13 protein-coding genes are annotated in these 14,272 nt (G+C 74.6%); 1 reads left to right on the top strand and 12 read right to left on the bottom strand.

All coding sequences use genetic code 11. The features are described from left to right. Positions 1-63: 63 nt before the first annotated feature. The 3 genes from OHT61_RS08360 to OHT61_RS08370 all read right to left on the bottom strand — a co-directional run bounded on the left by OHT61_RS08360 (position 64) and on the right by OHT61_RS08370 (position 6,290). Positions 64-1,668 carry a sodium/solute symporter gene (locus tag OHT61_RS08360; protein ID WP_329036429.1) on the bottom strand — a complete coding sequence of 535 codons (1,605 nt, stop codon included), beginning with the start codon at positions 1,666-1,668 and terminating at the stop codon, positions 64-66. A gap of 314 nt (positions 1,669-1,982) precedes the next feature. Further along, positions 1,983-3,371: a PucR family transcriptional regulator gene (locus OHT61_RS08365; protein ID WP_329036431.1), complete on the bottom strand. Its 1,389-nt coding sequence runs from the start codon at positions 3,369-3,371 to the stop codon at positions 1,983-1,985. Between the two features lie 126 nt (positions 3,372-3,497). Further along, entirely contained in the window at positions 3,498-6,290 is a 2,793-nt protein-coding gene (locus OHT61_RS08370; RefSeq protein ID WP_329036432.1) for a helix-turn-helix transcriptional regulator, read from the bottom strand. A 162-nt stretch (positions 6,291-6,452) separates the two neighbouring features. On the opposite strand from OHT61_RS08370, the gene OHT61_RS08375 reads away from it, so the two are divergent. Continuing rightward, positions 6,453-7,232, top strand: coding sequence for an alpha/beta fold hydrolase (locus OHT61_RS08375; protein ID WP_329036434.1), 780 nt, complete (start codon positions 6,453-6,455; stop codon positions 7,230-7,232). A 57-nt stretch (positions 7,233-7,289) separates the two neighbouring features. Here the strand turns inward: OHT61_RS08375 and bdeA are convergent, their stop codons facing one another. The 9 genes from bdeA to hisD form a co-directional block, all read right to left on the bottom strand. After that, a complete protein-coding gene (bdeA, locus tag OHT61_RS08380) occupies positions 7,290-8,216 on the bottom strand; it encodes a bis(hydroxyethyl) terephthalate hydrolase (RefSeq protein WP_329036436.1) in 927 nt (308 codons plus the stop codon). A 186-nt stretch (positions 8,217-8,402) separates the two neighbouring features. Beyond that, positions 8,403-9,158 carry an imidazole glycerol phosphate synthase subunit HisF gene (gene hisF, locus OHT61_RS08385; RefSeq protein WP_329036437.1) on the bottom strand — a complete coding sequence of 252 codons (756 nt, stop codon included), beginning with the start codon at positions 9,156-9,158 and terminating at the stop codon, positions 8,403-8,405. Further along, positions 9,155-9,553 (bottom strand): RidA family protein, encoded by a 399-nt coding sequence (locus OHT61_RS08390; RefSeq protein WP_329036439.1) that lies wholly within the window; start codon positions 9,551-9,553, stop codon positions 9,155-9,157. The genes hisF and OHT61_RS08390 overlap by 4 nt, the downstream gene beginning before the upstream one ends. Continuing rightward, positions 9,550-10,275 carry a bifunctional 1-(5-phosphoribosyl)-5-((5-phosphoribosylamino)methylideneamino)imidazole-4-carboxamide isomerase/phosphoribosylanthranilate isomerase PriA gene (priA, locus tag OHT61_RS08395; protein WP_329036441.1) on the bottom strand — a complete coding sequence of 242 codons (726 nt, stop codon included), beginning with the start codon at positions 10,273-10,275 and terminating at the stop codon, positions 9,550-9,552. Before priA ends, OHT61_RS08390 begins: the two co-directional genes overlap by 4 nt. Beyond that, positions 10,275-10,916: an imidazole glycerol phosphate synthase subunit HisH gene (gene hisH, locus OHT61_RS08400; RefSeq protein WP_329036442.1), complete on the bottom strand. Its 642-nt coding sequence runs from the start codon at positions 10,914-10,916 to the stop codon at positions 10,275-10,277. The genes priA and hisH overlap by 1 nt, the downstream gene beginning before the upstream one ends. A gap of 19 nt (positions 10,917-10,935) precedes the next feature. Further along, positions 10,936-11,091: a hypothetical protein gene (locus OHT61_RS08405; protein ID WP_329036444.1), complete on the bottom strand. Its 156-nt coding sequence runs from the start codon at positions 11,089-11,091 to the stop codon at positions 10,936-10,938. After that, the gene (gene hisB, locus OHT61_RS08410; RefSeq protein WP_073747726.1) at positions 11,088-11,681 is read right to left on the bottom strand and encodes an imidazoleglycerol-phosphate dehydratase HisB; all 594 of its coding nucleotides are present in this window, start codon (positions 11,679-11,681) and stop codon (positions 11,088-11,090) included. Before hisB ends, OHT61_RS08405 begins: the two co-directional genes overlap by 4 nt. Then, entirely contained in the window at positions 11,678-12,796 is a 1,119-nt protein-coding gene (locus OHT61_RS08415) for a histidinol-phosphate transaminase (protein ID WP_329036448.1), read from the bottom strand. Before OHT61_RS08415 ends, hisB begins: the two co-directional genes overlap by 4 nt. Then, a complete protein-coding gene (gene hisD, locus OHT61_RS08420; protein ID WP_329036450.1) occupies positions 12,793-14,115 on the bottom strand; it encodes a histidinol dehydrogenase in 1,323 nt (440 codons plus the stop codon). The genes OHT61_RS08415 and hisD overlap by 4 nt, the downstream gene beginning before the upstream one ends. Positions 14,116-14,272 lie beyond the last annotated feature (157 nt).

Consider the following 14,272-nt stretch of genomic DNA (forward strand, 5'->3'; position numbering starts at 1 on the left):
GGCCGCCCCGTCCGGCCCCACGGGCACGGCCGGGGCGGCGCGCGGGCGCCGCCGCCCGTCCGCTCAGGCCCCGCCGCGGGCCCGGGCGGGTGGCCGGCGGGTGCGGTGGCGGTGCCGGGCCTCGTCGTCGGCGGCGTCCTGGCCGCGGCCGCTGCCCAGCAGCCCGAGGAGGAAGCCCGCGGGGACGGTGACCAGGCCCGGGGTCTGGAGCGGGAACACGTCGAAGTCCCACTCCGGGAACAGCGCGACGGGCGTGCCGGAGAACGCCGGTGACAGGACCATCAGGACCACGATCAGGGGAAGCGTCCCGTACACGGTCCACCGCACCCCGCGCGCGTCGAAGCGCGGGCGGAACAGGGCGTACAGCAGGACGGGCGGCAGGATCGAGGCCGCCGCCGCGAACGACAGGGACAACAGCACCTGGGGGTTCCGGTCGTGGGTGTACGCCGACAGGAGCACGGCGAGCGCCCCGATGGCGGCGACGGCCCAGCGGGCCATCCGGATCTCCCGCCCCGAGGCCGTACCCTCGCCCTGCGCTCCCCGGCGGGCCGTGAAGTCGCGGGCCACGGACGACGCCGCCGCCAGGGTGATGCCGGCCACCGCGGCCAGGGTGGTCGCGAACGCGGCACAGGCGACGAGCGCGAACAGCGGACTGTCGCGCGGTCCCGCGGCCGCCGGGTCCAGGGCGCCCGTCACCATGAGCAGGGCCGTGCCGCCGGCCGGGTCGGCGGCCCGCAGCAGGTCCCGGCCGACGAGGGCGGACGCCCCGAGTCCGACGACCACGATGCCCGCGCACAGCAGGGCGACCGGGGCCACGGCCCAGACGCCGGCCCGGCGCGCCGTCCGGGCGTCGCGGACCGGGTGGAGCCGCATCATGATGTGGGGCATGCAGGCCGCCCCGAGCACCAGGGTGATCTGGAAGCCGATCAGGTCGAGCCCGCCCGCGAGTCCGTGGCCGAACTGCAGTCCGGGGCGCGCGTAGTCGCCGCCGGCCTTGCTGCCCGCCCGGGCCGCGTCGAAGAGGGCGAACGGGGACCAGCCGAAGCGTGCGAGGACCAGTCCGGCGAGCAGGGTGACCGCGCCGAGGACGACGGCCACCTTGAGGATCTGGATGTAACCGGTGCCGCGCATGCCTCCGAAGGCCGAGTAGCAGACCATGAGCGCCCCACTGGCGACGGTGCAGCCGGTGAGCGCGCCGTCGGGCAGTCCGAACATGGCGGTCATGACGTGCCCGGCGGTGGTGAGCTGCACCAGCAGCAGGGGCGCGAGGACGACGAGGGTGGCAACCCCCAGGGCCCGGCGTACGGAACCGTCGCCGAGCCGGTCGGCGAGGAAGTCACCGAGCGTGAACACGCCTCTGCGGCGCAGGCGTTCGGCGAAGAGCCGCATGACCAGGGCCAGGGAGGCGACCGTCGCCAGGGCGAACAGCAGCCCGTCGAAGCCGGCGAGGGCGACGGAACCCGTGGTGGACAGGAGCGTGGCGGCGGAGACGTAGTCCCCGGCGATGGCCAGTCCCCCGCCGACGGGTCCGAGGGTGGACCCGCCGGCGTAGAAGTGGTCCGGGTCGTCCTGGTCCGCGGCGGCCAGCCCGCACAACAGCAGGGACACCGCGACGAATCCGAGGAAGATGACCACGGCCAGGGACCGCGCGTCGATCGCGCCGCTCACCGGTCTCGCTCCGCCGGCAGGGCTCTGTGTGCAGTGGAGGACATGCGCGCCATGGCAGCAGCCGGGTCACGCCCGGCACAGGGGGCGGGAGCGGGACGCGGCGCGGGTACAGCACCTGCGGTGGGGATCTGTGCGCCGGCACAGCCGGTGCGCGTACGGAACCGCCCTGCCTGCGGGTCGACTTGAGGCGTCACGACCTGGCGGCTCCGGGCGACGTGCCGGACCCGGGCCGCGCCCCGGTGCCGGACAGCGCGGCGGCCGCGCCCCCGTCGGGTGCGGCGCGACCGCCGCCCGCGGCGCCGCCCGGGGCGGGTTCAGTCCGCCAGCAGCCGCCGGGCGGCCAGCGCCAGCGAGACCTCGACCGCGTCCGTGGGCCGTGTCAGGCAACGCCCCGTCAGCTGCTCGAAGCGCCGGAGCCGGTTCAGCACGGTGTTGCGGTGGCAGTACAGCCGGGCACCCGCCCGCTGCGCGGATCCGTCCGCGTCGAGCCACGCCGTCAGCGTCTCGACGAGCACGTCGCGGTCCGCCGGGTCGAGCGCGTCCAGTTGCCCGAAGACGCGGTCGGCCAGGGCGGCTCCCAGGCCGGGGGACGACACGACGAGCGCGGTGGGCAGGTGCTCGTCCAGCAGGACGGTTCCGCCGGAGGCGGGGCAGGCCCGGAGCGCCGTCTCGGCGAGGGCCCGCGCGTCTCCGACGGACGCGAGTCCGTCGACGACGGAGCTTATGCCCACACGGGTTCCCGCGGGGGCCGCCAGTCCGGCGGCCAGCGAGGCGAGTTCGCCGTCGGCGTCGGAACGGGCGCGCACGCCGGGAGCGGCTGCCGGGGCGCAGCCCGCGGCCGCCGCCGCCCGGTCCACGCCGTCCTCGCCGCCCGGTGCGCCGGCGTCCGCGGCGGGCGCGCCCGTGCCGAGCGGGAGGACGGCCAGTTCCACGTCGCCCGCGGTGTGCCAGAGGGCCGGGACACCCTCGGCCAGCGTCAGCGGCGGGCGTCCCGCGCCGTGCGGGGTCCGGCGGGCGCCCGTCGCCGCGAGCACCGCGTACCGTCCCTGCACCGGCAGGCCCAGCATCGCCGCGGCGTCGGGCAGGTCGGCGATCCGGGCGGTGCCGTCCAGCAGGGCCGCCGTCATGAGGCGCTGCCGGTTCTCACGGCGCCAGGCCAGCCGCCGTTCGGCCTGCCGGTACGCCTCGGCGACGACCGCGCAGTGCTCGTCGACGAAGTTCCACACGTCCGCGGCGACATGGACGAGCAGGCGGGTGTCCTCGGGGTGACGCCGGGCGGTGTGGTCGACCAGGTCCTGCCAGACCATCGCTCCGCCCATCCGGAAGGCGTGCATGACCGCGTCGAGGGGTACGCCCTGCTCGGCCCGGCTCTCGCCGATCCACCGGGAGGTGCGGTGGGCGGCCTCCCTGAACTCCCGGGGCTGGACCAGGGAGGCGATGTTGTGGCGCAGTGAGTGGTGGACCTCCTGCCAGATCTCGGCGGGTTCGGTCTCCATCGCGGCGCGGTAGGCGGGCACCTGCTCCCGCAGCGCCTCGACCAGCCGGTCGGTGAGCTCCGGCAGCGCGTCCAGCAGCACGCGGGCCGCCCGGTGGAGCACCGCCACGGCCTCGCGGTCGGCCAGGGACCGGAAGCGGTGCGGCACGGGCGGGGCGGGGGGCGGTCCGTGCAGCGCCCTGATCCGTGAACGTACGACCTGCGGCATGGCGGCCTCCACCGGGAATCGGCCGGCTGCGGTTGGGCCGGCCCCGGTGTGTGCCCGGCCCCGGGCGGGCGGGCGCACACCGATCGATCCTGACGACCGCAGAATGGCATACCGCCCGGTCGGTACCTAGGGGTGTGCGCGGTTCTTCTCATCACGGTCCTGCAACCTCGCCCCGGACCCGCGGTCGAGCAGTCGCGCGAGCTCGGTCCGGGACCGTACCCCGAGCGCCGAGAACACGTTGCGGAGATGGTGGTCGACGGTCCTGGGGCTCACCGAGAGCCGCACGGCCACCTCGCGGTTGGTCGCCCCCTCGGCGACGCAGCGGGCGATCCGCTGCTGCTGCGGGGTCAGTCCGGCCAGCGGGCCCGGCCCGCCGCGGTCCGGGCCGTCCACCGCCTCCCCGGCGGCCCGCAGTTCACCGCTCGCGCGGTCCGCCCAGGCACGGGCCGAGCAGCGCTCGAAGCCCACCAGGGCATCGCGCAGGGGGCCGCGCGCCTCGCGGGTCCGGCGCAGCCGGCGCAGCAGCTGGCCGTGGAGCAGCCGGGTGCGGGCGCGCTCGAAGTCGCCGCCGGCCCGGTCGTGGTGGACCAGCGCCTCCTCGTAGCGCGCCGCGGCCTCCTCGGGGGGCGCCAGCAGGGCGCGGCAGCGCGCCAGCTGCGCCGGAACCTGCGGATCGGTGGTGCGGGCGGTCCACAGCGCGAACTCACCGACCGCCACGTCGAGCTCTCCGGCTCCCTCGTCCGCGCGCCCGGACAGCGCCATCGCTTCGACGTAGCACGGCACCGCGAGCATCCGGGTGGCGAAGTGCCCGGTCCCCGGGCCGGGTCTGACCAGTGGCCCGAGCCGGGCCGCCGCCTCGCCGGGCCGTCCGGCCGCGAGGTCCGCGCGGGCGACCGCCCAGGTGGCGAGCATGGCCGCCTGGGCGAGACCGTGCGGTCCCGCGCCGGCGAGGGCCGCGTCCGCGTGGGCGGCACACGCCTCGGCCGGTCCCTCCACGGAGGCCGCGAGCGCGAGCACGGCGTGCAGGTGGGTCGCGGCGTTGGGCTGCCCGGTGCGCCGGGCGGCGTGCAGCCCTTCCAGCGCGTGCGCCCGTGCCCTCGCGTGCCGGCCCATGCGCAGTTCGGCGTAGGCGAGCTGCTCCAGGGCGTGCGGGAGCAGGGATTCGGGTCCCCGGACGCGTACGGCGGCGAGCGCGCGGGCGCCCGCCCGGCAGGCGGCCTCGACCTCGCCGAGCACCAGCGCCGAGGCCGCGGCGCGCAGGAGTTCACCGGCGTCGTCGGTGCGGTCCGCCGAGTCGAGGCAGCACCGCAGCAGCGCGTGGCCGCGGCCCGGATGGCCGGCCAGCACGGCGCACATGCCGGCGCGGTACTGGGCCATGGGCCGGTCGGCGGCCGCCACGGGGACGCGGTTCATCGCGTCGAGGTAGGCGATGGCGTCCCCCATGGCCCAGGCCGCCTCCGCCGCGCCGAACAGCGCGTCCAGGGTGCGGCGCGGGTCGTGCGGGGCCAGCAGTCCGGCGGCGGTCAGGAGCGCCTCGCGGGCGTCGGCCACCGGTCCGTCGCGCAGGGCGAGCATGCCGCGGACGTACGGCGCGGCGCCCCCGGCCAGGTGCGGGCCGACGCGGGCCAGCATGGCGCGGGCCCGGCCGGTGTCACCGGCCAGCCGCGCCTGCTCGGCGGCGGCGGCGAAGCGCGCCGCGCGCAGGGAGTCGTCGGTGGAGAGCGCGGCGGCGCGGGCGAGCGCGGCGGAGCGTTCACCGTGCGGGTACGGGGCGACCGCGGCCGCCTCCAGCCCCTCCGCGAGAGCCGCGTCGGGGCCGGGTGCCGCACAGGCCCGCTGGACGAGGGCGGGCAGCGGTGGCGAGCCTGGCCGGGTGAGCAGGCCGGCGAGCAGTTCGTGCACCGCGCGGCGACGGGCGGGCGGCGCCCGGTGCAGCACCGCGCGGCGCAGCAGCGGATGACTGAAGTGCACCCGGCTGCCCGCGCGTTGCAGAGGCCCGGCCGTTCCGGCGGGCGCGAACAGCACCCGGTCCAGCTGAGCGGTGGCGAGCCCCGCGCGGGCCCCCGCCCGCAGCAGCAGGGCCGCGTCGGACCCGGCGCCGTCCGGTTCGTGCTCCTCCGCGGCGGCGGCGAGCAGCAGCAGGGTGTGGGTGTCCGCGGAGAGCGCGCCCAGGTGTTCGGCGTGGGCGTCGAGGACGCTCTCGGCGCCGGGCAGCGGATAGGGCAGCGCCGTGCGCCCCGCAAGCTGACCTGGCGTCAGGCGACCGGCGAGACCGGCCAGGAGTCTCGGGTTCCCGGCCGCCTCGCGCAGGAGTTCGCTGCGCACGACGGGGTCCACGTCGCCGGTGCCGGCGGTCAGCGAGTCGAGCAGCGCGGTGGCCGCGTCGTCGTCGAGCGGGGCCAGACGCAGTGCCGGCAGTCCGGCGAAGGCGGTCTCGTCGGCCGAGCCGATCACCACCGCGACGCGGCTGCCCGCGCCGAGTCTGCGGGCGGCGAATCCGAGGGCGGCGCGTGAGTCCGGGTCCCAGGCGTGCGCGTCGTCCACGCAGACCAGCAGGGGCTCCTCGGCCCCCAGGCCGCGCAGCACGGCGAGGAGCCCGCCCGGCGTGACGCCGGAGCGCAGGAGCGTGTCGGGCAGCGGGCGCGGCGCGGAGCACAGCAGGGCGTGCAGTCCGCTGTGGGGCAGCCGTCGCTCGGTGGGGGCGGCGGCCGCGTACAGCACGGTCCCGCCGTGCCGGCCCGCGTGCTCGGCTGCGGCGCGCCTCAGCAGGGCGGTGCGGCCCAGGCCGGGCGGGGAGGTCAGCACGAGCGCTCCGCCGTCACCTGCCCCGAGCCGTCCCAGCAGGGTGTCCAGGATGGCGAGTTCGCCGCTGCGGCCGTACAGCCGGGGCGGACTGTGCACGGTCGTCGATGGGGTCACCTCATCGACGTTACTTCCGCGTAAACAGCGTCGGAAGGTGCGCGTCCGCTCCTGGTTCCCGGGCGGGCCGGTGCGGTGCGGGCTCCCAACACGACGGCCGTGACGCTGTGCGCGGGCACAGGCGCGCGCCGTACCGGGGCGGCGCGCCCGTAGCGTCGCCGCATGACGGATGAACTGCGCACGCACGACGGCCTGACCCTGCGGTACCGGTCCTGGTCACGGGACCCGGACAGCGCCCTGCCCCCGGTCGTGCTGCTCCACGGCTTCGCCGTCCACGCCCGGCTGAACTGGGAGGGCCCCGGGGTCGTGGAGGCGCTGGTGGCACGGGGCCGCCGGGTCTACGCCCCGGACGCGCGCGGGCACGGCGATTCGGACGGGCCGCACACCGACGCGCACTACGGCGAGTCGCTGATGGCCCGTGACGTGCGGCTTCTCATCGACCGGATCGGCGCGGACCGGGTCCATGTTGCGGGGTACTCCATGGGCGCCGTGGTCGCGATCCTCGCCGCGGCACGGGACCCCCGGATCAGCCGTCTCGTCGTGGGCGGGATCGGCGCGGGGGCGGTGGAGGTGGGCGGGCTCGACACCCGGGTGATCCCGCCGGATCTGGTGTCGGCGGCGCTGACGGCCGAGGACGCGGCGGACGCCCCGGAGCGGACACGGGCGTTCCGCGTCCTGGCGGACACGGCGGGCGGCGACCGGCTGGCGCTGGCCGCGCAGATACGCGCCGTGCACCGCGACGCGCTGCCGCTGGACCGGATCACCGTCCCCACGCTGGTGCTGGCCGGTGCGGACGACCCTCTCGCGACCCGGCCCGGCGTGCTGGCCTCGGCGATCGCGGGTGCGGAGCTGACCGTGCTCCCGGGGGACCATCTGACGGCCGTACGCGATCCCGGATTCGCCGCGGGCATCGCGGCGTTCCTCTCCCGCGACGGAGCCTGACCGCGCACGCGGAGGGGCCGGACCGCGGTACGCGCGGTCCGGCCCCGGCCCCCGTGGTCAGGAGGTGTGCGGGCAGGTGCCCCGGTACTCCGCGATGGTCAGGCTCGCGGACGGGAGCGGGCAGAGGAACTGCTCGTAGCGGGTGTCGTTGTCGATGAACCGCTTCAGCCACGAGATGCTGTACTTCGCGATCGTCGTGTTGGAGGAGTTCGGGGTGAAGTGACTCGCCCCGCGCAGCTCCAGGTAGGCCTTGTCGAGCGAGCTCGGCAGCGAGGTGTAGAAGGGCTCCGAGTGCGTCGCCACCGGGGCGACCGTGTCACCGTCCGCGCCGATGACCAGGGTGGGCGTCCGCACCTCGGGCCAGGTCTTGTCCGTGTTCCAGCCGGTCAGCGGGATGGCTGCCTGGAGCGACGGCCGGTCCTTCGCGGCTTCGAGGGTGCCTCCGCCGCCCATGGAGTGGCCCATCACGCCGAGCCGTGACGCGTCGACGCGCGTGCGGACGGAGCTTCTCTGGGTGAGGTAGTCCAGGGCGGCCAGCAACTGGTCGCCCCTGCTGGCCGGCTGGTCCACGGTCGTGTTCGTGTCGATGGTGAAGACCACGAAGCCCTGGGAGGCCAGGCGCGGGCCGAGCCAGGCGATGCTCGACTGGTAGGCGGTGAAGCCGGGCGAGATGACGACCGCGCCGAAGGTGCCGTCCGAGGTCGACGTCGGGTAGTAGACCGTGCCGCCGCCGAACCCGCTGACGCTCAGCGAGGAGACGGTGGTCTGCGAGGTCGCGTAGGAGCCGCGGCTCGCCTCGATGCTGGAGTTGCTCGGGGCCGGGCCGCGCTCGTACGGGTTGTCCGCGGCCTGGGCGCCCGGGATCAGGGCGGTGACCAGGCCGGCGGTGGCCGCGGCGGCGGCCAGGGCGAGCCTGACCGTACGGGAGCGGCTCGGCATCCGGTGGCGCGGGGAGGTGTCGCCGGAGGGGAGGTGCTGCTGCACGAGGGGGGATCCTCTCGGTCGGGGCGGCACCGCACGCACCGGCCCCCGGCCCGTCGTCCGGGGCCCGGAGGGTGCACCGCGTGGGTGGCGCCGTCATTCGCTGACGCCGCCACTCTCGCGGTGCACCCCGGGCCCGGACATCGGCGAGATCGCCGGTCTTCGGCTCCCGGTCCGCTCCCGTTCCGGTCAGCGCACCGGGTGGCCGGCCTCCCGCAGCGCGTCCTTGACCTCGGAGATCCGCAGGTCACCGAAGTGGAAGACGGACGCGGCCAGGACCGCGTCGGCACCCGCGCCGACCGCCGGGGCGAAGTCCGCCAGCCGGCCCGCACCGCCCGAGGCGATGACGGGGACGGTGACGTGCGCCCGCACGGCCTCGATCATCTCGGTGTCGTAGCCGTCCTTCGTGCCGTCCGCGTCCATCGAGTTGAGGAGGATCTCCCCCGCGCCGAGCTCGGCGGCCCGGTGCGCCCACTCGACCGCGTCGATGCCGGTGCCCTTGCGGCCGCCGTGCGTGGTGACCTCGAAGGTGCCCGTGGGGGTGCGGCGGGCGTCGACGGAGAGCACGAGCACCTGCCGTCCGAAGCGCTCCGCGATCTCACGGACGAGGTCGGGGCGGGCGATGGCCGCGGTGTTGACGCCGACCTTGTCGGCCCCGGCCCGCAGGAGCTTGTCGACGTCGTCGGGGGTGCGGACGCCGCCGCCGACGGTCAGCGGGATGAAGACCTGCTCCGCGGTGCGGCGCACCACGTCGTACGTCGTCTCCCGGTCGCCGCTGGACGCCGTGATGTCGAGGAACGTCAGCTCGTCGGCGCCCTCGGCGTCGTACAGCTTGGCCATCTCGACGGGGTCGCCCGCGTCGCGCAGGTTCTGGAAGTTGACGCCCTTGACGACCCGGCCGTTGTCGACGTCCAGGCACGGGATGACGCGTACGGCCAGGCTCATCGCTCACCCGCCCGGTAGGCCTCGACCTCGACCTCGACGACGAGGGAAGGGTCCACCAGACCGGCCACGACGACCATCGAGGCGGCGGGGCGGACGTCGTCGAACAGCTCCTTGTGGGCGCGGCCGACCTCGTCCACGTCCCGGGCGTGCGTGAGGTACATCCGGGTACGGACGATGTCCTCGCGGCCCAGGCCCGCCTGCTTCAGCGCGTCGAAGGCGACCTTGAAGGAGGCGACGGCCTGCTCGTACGGACCGCCCTCGGAGATCTCGCCGTCCGCCACGGATGTGCATCCGGACACGAGGACCAGGCCGCCCGGCAGCTGCACCGCGCGGGAGTAGCCGAACTTCTCCTCCCACGGGGCGTCCGAGGAGAAACGGCGCACGGAGTCCGTCATGCGGAGACCGCCTTCAGTGCCTCCTCCAGCGTGAACGCCTTGGCGTACAGGGCCTTTCCGACGATCGCGCCCTCGACGCCCTCCGGGACGAGCAGGGAGATCGCGCGCAGGTCGGCCAGCGAGGAGACGCCGCCGGAGGCGACGACGGGCCGGTCGGTGGCCGCGCAGACGTCGCGCAGCAGGCCCAGGTTGGGACCCTCCAGCGTGCCGTCCTTGGCGATGTCGGTCACGACGTAGCGGGCGCACCCCTCGGAGTCGAGGCGGGCGAGCGTCTCGTAGAGGTCGCCGCCGTCGCGGGTCCAGCCGCGGCCGCGCAGGGTCGTGCCGCGGACGTCGAGGCCGACGGCGATCTTGTCGCCGTGCTCGGCGATGACCTTGGCGACCCACTCGGGGGTCTCCAGGGCGGCGGTGCCGAGGTTGACGCGGCGGCAGCCGGTGGCGAGCGCCGCCTCGAGCGAGGCGTCGTCGCGGATGCCGCCGGAGAGCTCCACCTTGATGTCCATCGCGCCGGCGACCTCGGCGATCAGGGCGCGGTTGTCACCGGTGCCGAACGCGGCGTCCAGGTCGACGAGGTGGAGCCACTCGGCGCCGGAGCTCTGCCAGGCGAGGGCCGCCTCGAGCGGGGAGCCGTAGGAGGTCTCGGAGCCGGATTCGCCGTGCACGAGGCGGACGGCCTGGCCGTCGCGCACGTCTACGGCGGGGAGCAGTTCAAGCTTCGGCATTACAGCGTCTCGATCCAGTTGGTCAGCAGCTGGGCGCCGGCATCGCCGGACTTCTCGGGGTGGAACTGGGTGGCCCACAGCGCGCCGTTCTCGACGGCCGCCACGAACCGCTCTCCGTGCGTCGCCCAGGTGACCTTGGGGGCACGGATCTTGGCGTTGGTCACTTCGAGGGACCAGTCGTGCGCCGCGTAGGAGTGCACGAAGTAGTAGCGCTCGTCGCGGTCGAGGCCGGCGAAGAGCCGGGAGTCCTCGGGGGCCTCGACGGTGTTCCAGCCCATGTGCGGGACGACGTCGGCCTTCAGCGGGCCGACGGTGCCGGGCCACTCGTCGAGGCCCTCCGTCTCCACGCCGTGCTCGATGCCGCGCTCGAACAGGATCTGCATGCCGACGCAGATGCCCATGACGGGCCGGCCGCCGGACAGCCTGCGTCCGATGATCCAGTCGCCGCGGGCCTCCTTCAGTCCCGCCATGCAGGCCGAGAAGGCGCCGACGCCGGGGACGAGCAGCCCGTCGGCGTTCATGGCGGTGTCGAAGTCGCGGGTGATCTCCACGTCCCCGCCGACGTGGGCGATGGCCCGCTCCGCGGAACGGACGTTGCCGAAGCCGTAGTCGAAGACGACGACCTTCTTCTTGTCGCTCACAGATTCCTCATTCCCGGAGTCACTGGATCCGCAGGAGGCCCGCTGCCAGGCACATCACGGAGCCGATTCCGAGGAGCACGACGACGCCCTTGGGCATGCCCTGCTTCCAGAAGGAGTAGACGCCGCCGGCCAGGAACAGGCCGACGACGATGAGAATGGTGTTGAGGCCGGTCACAGCGCGCCCTTCGTGGAGGGCAGGATGCCGGCGGCGCGCGGGTCGTGCTCGCTGGCGTAGCGGAGCGCGCGGGCCAGCGCCTTGAACTGGCACTCCACGATGTGGTGGGCGTTGCGGCCGTACGGGACGTGGACGTGCAGCGCGATCTGCGCCTGGGCGACGAAGGACTCCAGGATGTGCCGGGTCATCGTCGTGTCGTACTCGCCGATCATCGGCGCCATCTTCTCCGGCTCGGTGTGCACCAGGTAGGGGCGGCCGGAGAGGTCGACGGTGACCTGGGCGAGCGACTCGTCCAGCGGCACGGTGCAGTTGCCGAAGCGGTAGATGCCGACCTTGTCGCCCAGCGCCTGCTTGAAGGCCGCGCCGAGTGCGAGGGCGGTGTCCTCGATGGTGTGGTGCGAGTCGATGTGGAGGTCGCCCTCGGTCTTGACCGTGAGGTCGAAGAGCCCGTGCCGGCCGAGCTGGTCGAGCATGTGGTCGTAGAAGCCGACCCCGGTCGCGACGTCGACCTTGCCGGTGCCGTCGAGGTCGATCTCGACGAGCACGGAGGTCTCCTTGGTGGTCCGCTCCACCCTGCCTACGCGGCTCATGCGTCGTGCTCCTTCTTCAGTTCGCGCACCGCATCGAGGAACGCGTCGTTCTCTGCCGGGGTTCCCGCGGAGACCCGCAGCCACCCCGGCACACCGTTGTCCCGGACCAGGACGCCCCGGTCGAGGATCTCCTGCCAGGCGGCGTGGCTGTCGGCGAAGCGGCCGAACTGGACGAAGTTGGCGTCCGAGTCGGTCACGGCGAAGCCGAGCTCCCGCAGCCCGCCGACCAGCCGGTCGCGCTCGCTCTTGAGCTGCGCGACGTACCCGAGCAGCGTATCGGTGTGCTCCAGGGCCGCGAGCGCGGTGGCCTGGGTGACGGAGGACAGGTGGTACGGCAGGCGCACCAGCTGTACGGCGTCGACGACGGCCGGGGCCGCGGCGAGGTAGCCGAGGCGCAGGCCCGCGGCGCCGAAGGCCTTGGACATGGTGCGCGAGAGCACCAGGTGGGGGCGGCCCTCGATGAGCGGGAGCAGCGAGGGGTGGTGGCTGAACTCGCCGTACGCCTCGTCGACGACGACCATCGAGGGCCGGGCGGCCTGGGCCGCGTCGTACAGCGCGACGACCGTGTCCGCGTCGACGGCGGTGCCGGTGGGGTTGTTGGGCGACGTGATGAAGACGACTTCCGGCCGGTGCTCGGCGATGGCCTTCTTCGCGGCCTCCACGTCGATGGTGAAGTCCTCGTCGCGCGGTCCGGAGATCCAGCCGGTGCCGGTGCCGCGCGCGATGAGGGCGTGCATGGAGTACGAGGGTTCGAAGCCGATCGCGGTGCGCCCGGGCCCGCCGAAGGTCTGCAGGAGCTGCTGGAGGACCTCGTTGGAGCCGTTGGCCGCCCAGACGCCCGCGGTGGTGACCTCGTGACCCGCGGTGCGGGTGAGGTAGCGGGCGAGCTCGGTGCGGAGCTCGACGGCGTCGCGGTCGGGGTAGCGGTTGAGGTCGCGGGCGGCCTCGCGGACCCGTTCGGCGATGCGGTCGACGAGCGCGTCGGGCAGCGGGTAGGGGTTCTCGTTGGTGTTCAGCCGGACGGGGACGTCGAGCTGGGGCGCGCCGTACGGGGACTGCCCGCGGAGTTCGTCGCGGATCGGGAGCGCGTCCCAGGCATTGGTGCTGTTCGTCACGCTTGCGGAACCTTCCAGCCGAACCTGGCCTTGAGCGCGGCGCCGTGGGCGGGGAGGTCCTCCGCCTCGGCCAGGGTCACCACGTGGTGGGTGACCTCGGCGAGGGCGTCGCGGGTGTAGTCGACGATGTGGATGCCGCGCAGGAAGGACTGCACGGACAGGCCCGAGGAGTGGCAGGCGCAGCCGCCGGTGGGCAGGACGTGGTTGGAGCCGGCGCAGTAGTCGCCGAGGGAGACGGGCGACCAGGGTCCGACGAAGACGGCCCCGGCGTTGCGGACCCGGTCGGCGACGGCGGCGGCGTTCTCCGTCTGGATCTCCAGGTGTTCGGCCGCGTAGGCGTCGACGACCCTGAGCCCGTCCTCGATGTCGCGGACGAGGACGATCGCGGACTGGCGGCCGGCGAGCGCGGGTTCGATGCGGTCGGTGACGTGCCGGGTCGCGGCGACCTGGGGCTTCAGCTCGGCCTCGGTGGCGGCGGCGAGTTCCTCGGAGTCGGTGACGAGGACCGCGGCGGCCATCGGGTCGTGCTCGGCCTGGCTGATCAGGTCGGCGGCGACGTGCACGGGGTCGGCGCTCGCGTCGGCGAGGATCGCGATCTCGGTGGGACCGGCCTCGGCGTCGATGCCGACGCGGCCCTTGAGGAGCCGCTTGGCGGCGGCGACGTAGATGTTGCCGGGCCCGGTGACGAGGTTCACCGCGGGGCAGTCCCCGGTGCCGTACGCGAACATCGCGACGGCCTGGGCGCCGCCGGCGGCGTACACCTCGTCGACGTCGAGGAGGGCGCACGCCGCGAGGATCGTGGGGTGCGGCAGGCCGCCGAACTCCTTCTGGGGCGGTGACGCGACGGCGATGCCCTCGACGCCCGCCTCCTGTGCGGGGACCACGTTCATGACGACGGACGAGGGGTAGACCGAGCGGCCGCCGGGGACGTAGAGCCCGACACGCTCGACGGGCACCCACTTCTCGGTGACGGTGCCGCCGGGGACGACCTGGGTGGTGTGCGTGGCGCGGCGCTGCTCGTGGTGGACGAGGCGGGCGCGGCGGATCGACTCCTCCAGTGCGGCGCGCACGGCGGGGTCGAGGGCTTCCAGGGCCGCGACGATGGCCTCGGCGGGGACCCGGACCGAGTCCAGCCGCACGCCGTCGAACTTCTCTCCCCAGTCGATCACTGCCGCCGAGCCACGATGGCGTACGTCCTCGCAGATGGGCCGCACCGTCTCCAGGGCGGCTTCCACGTCGAACTCGGCACGGGGCAGCAGGTCGCGCAGGGCGCCGCCCTCGGGGAGGGCGGTACCGCGCAGATCGATTCGAGAGATCACAGCCCAATTCTCTCAGACCGGTAACGGCGCCCGGTCGCCCGTATCACTGGCTGATACATGCCCCGGCTGTCACTGCTGACCGTTAGCGTTCACGTCGTCACACAGCGGGAAGAACGGCTGCACGAAGCGCGGGCGATCCGCGCGGGCGGGAGGTGGG

It is taken from the genome of Streptomyces sp. NBC_00178 (assembly GCF_036206005.1).
Lineage (GTDB): Bacteria > Actinomycetota > Actinomycetes > Streptomycetales > Streptomycetaceae > Streptomyces.

Bases quoted from the DNA above. Each gene is read 5' to 3' on its own strand.
- OHT61_RS08365 (WP_329036431.1), bottom strand. From the start codon at position 3,371: ATGCCGCAGGTCGTACGTTCACGGATCAGGGCGCTGCACGGACCGCCC.
- OHT61_RS08375 (WP_329036434.1), top strand. From the start codon at position 6,453: ATGACGGATGAACTGCGCACGCACGACGGCCTGACCCTGCGGTACCGG.
- hisF (WP_329036437.1), bottom strand. From the start codon at position 9,158: ATGAGCCTGGCCGTACGCGTCATCCCGTGCCTGGACGTCGACAACGGC.
- OHT61_RS08390 (WP_329036439.1), bottom strand. From the start codon at position 9,553: ATGACGGACTCCGTGCGCCGTTTCTCCTCGGACGCCCCGTGGGAGGAG.
- priA (WP_329036441.1), bottom strand. From the start codon at position 10,275: ATGCCGAAGCTTGAACTGCTCCCCGCCGTAGACGTGCGCGACGGCCAG.
- hisB (WP_073747726.1), bottom strand. From the start codon at position 11,681: ATGAGCCGCGTAGGCAGGGTGGAGCGGACCACCAAGGAGACCTCCGTG.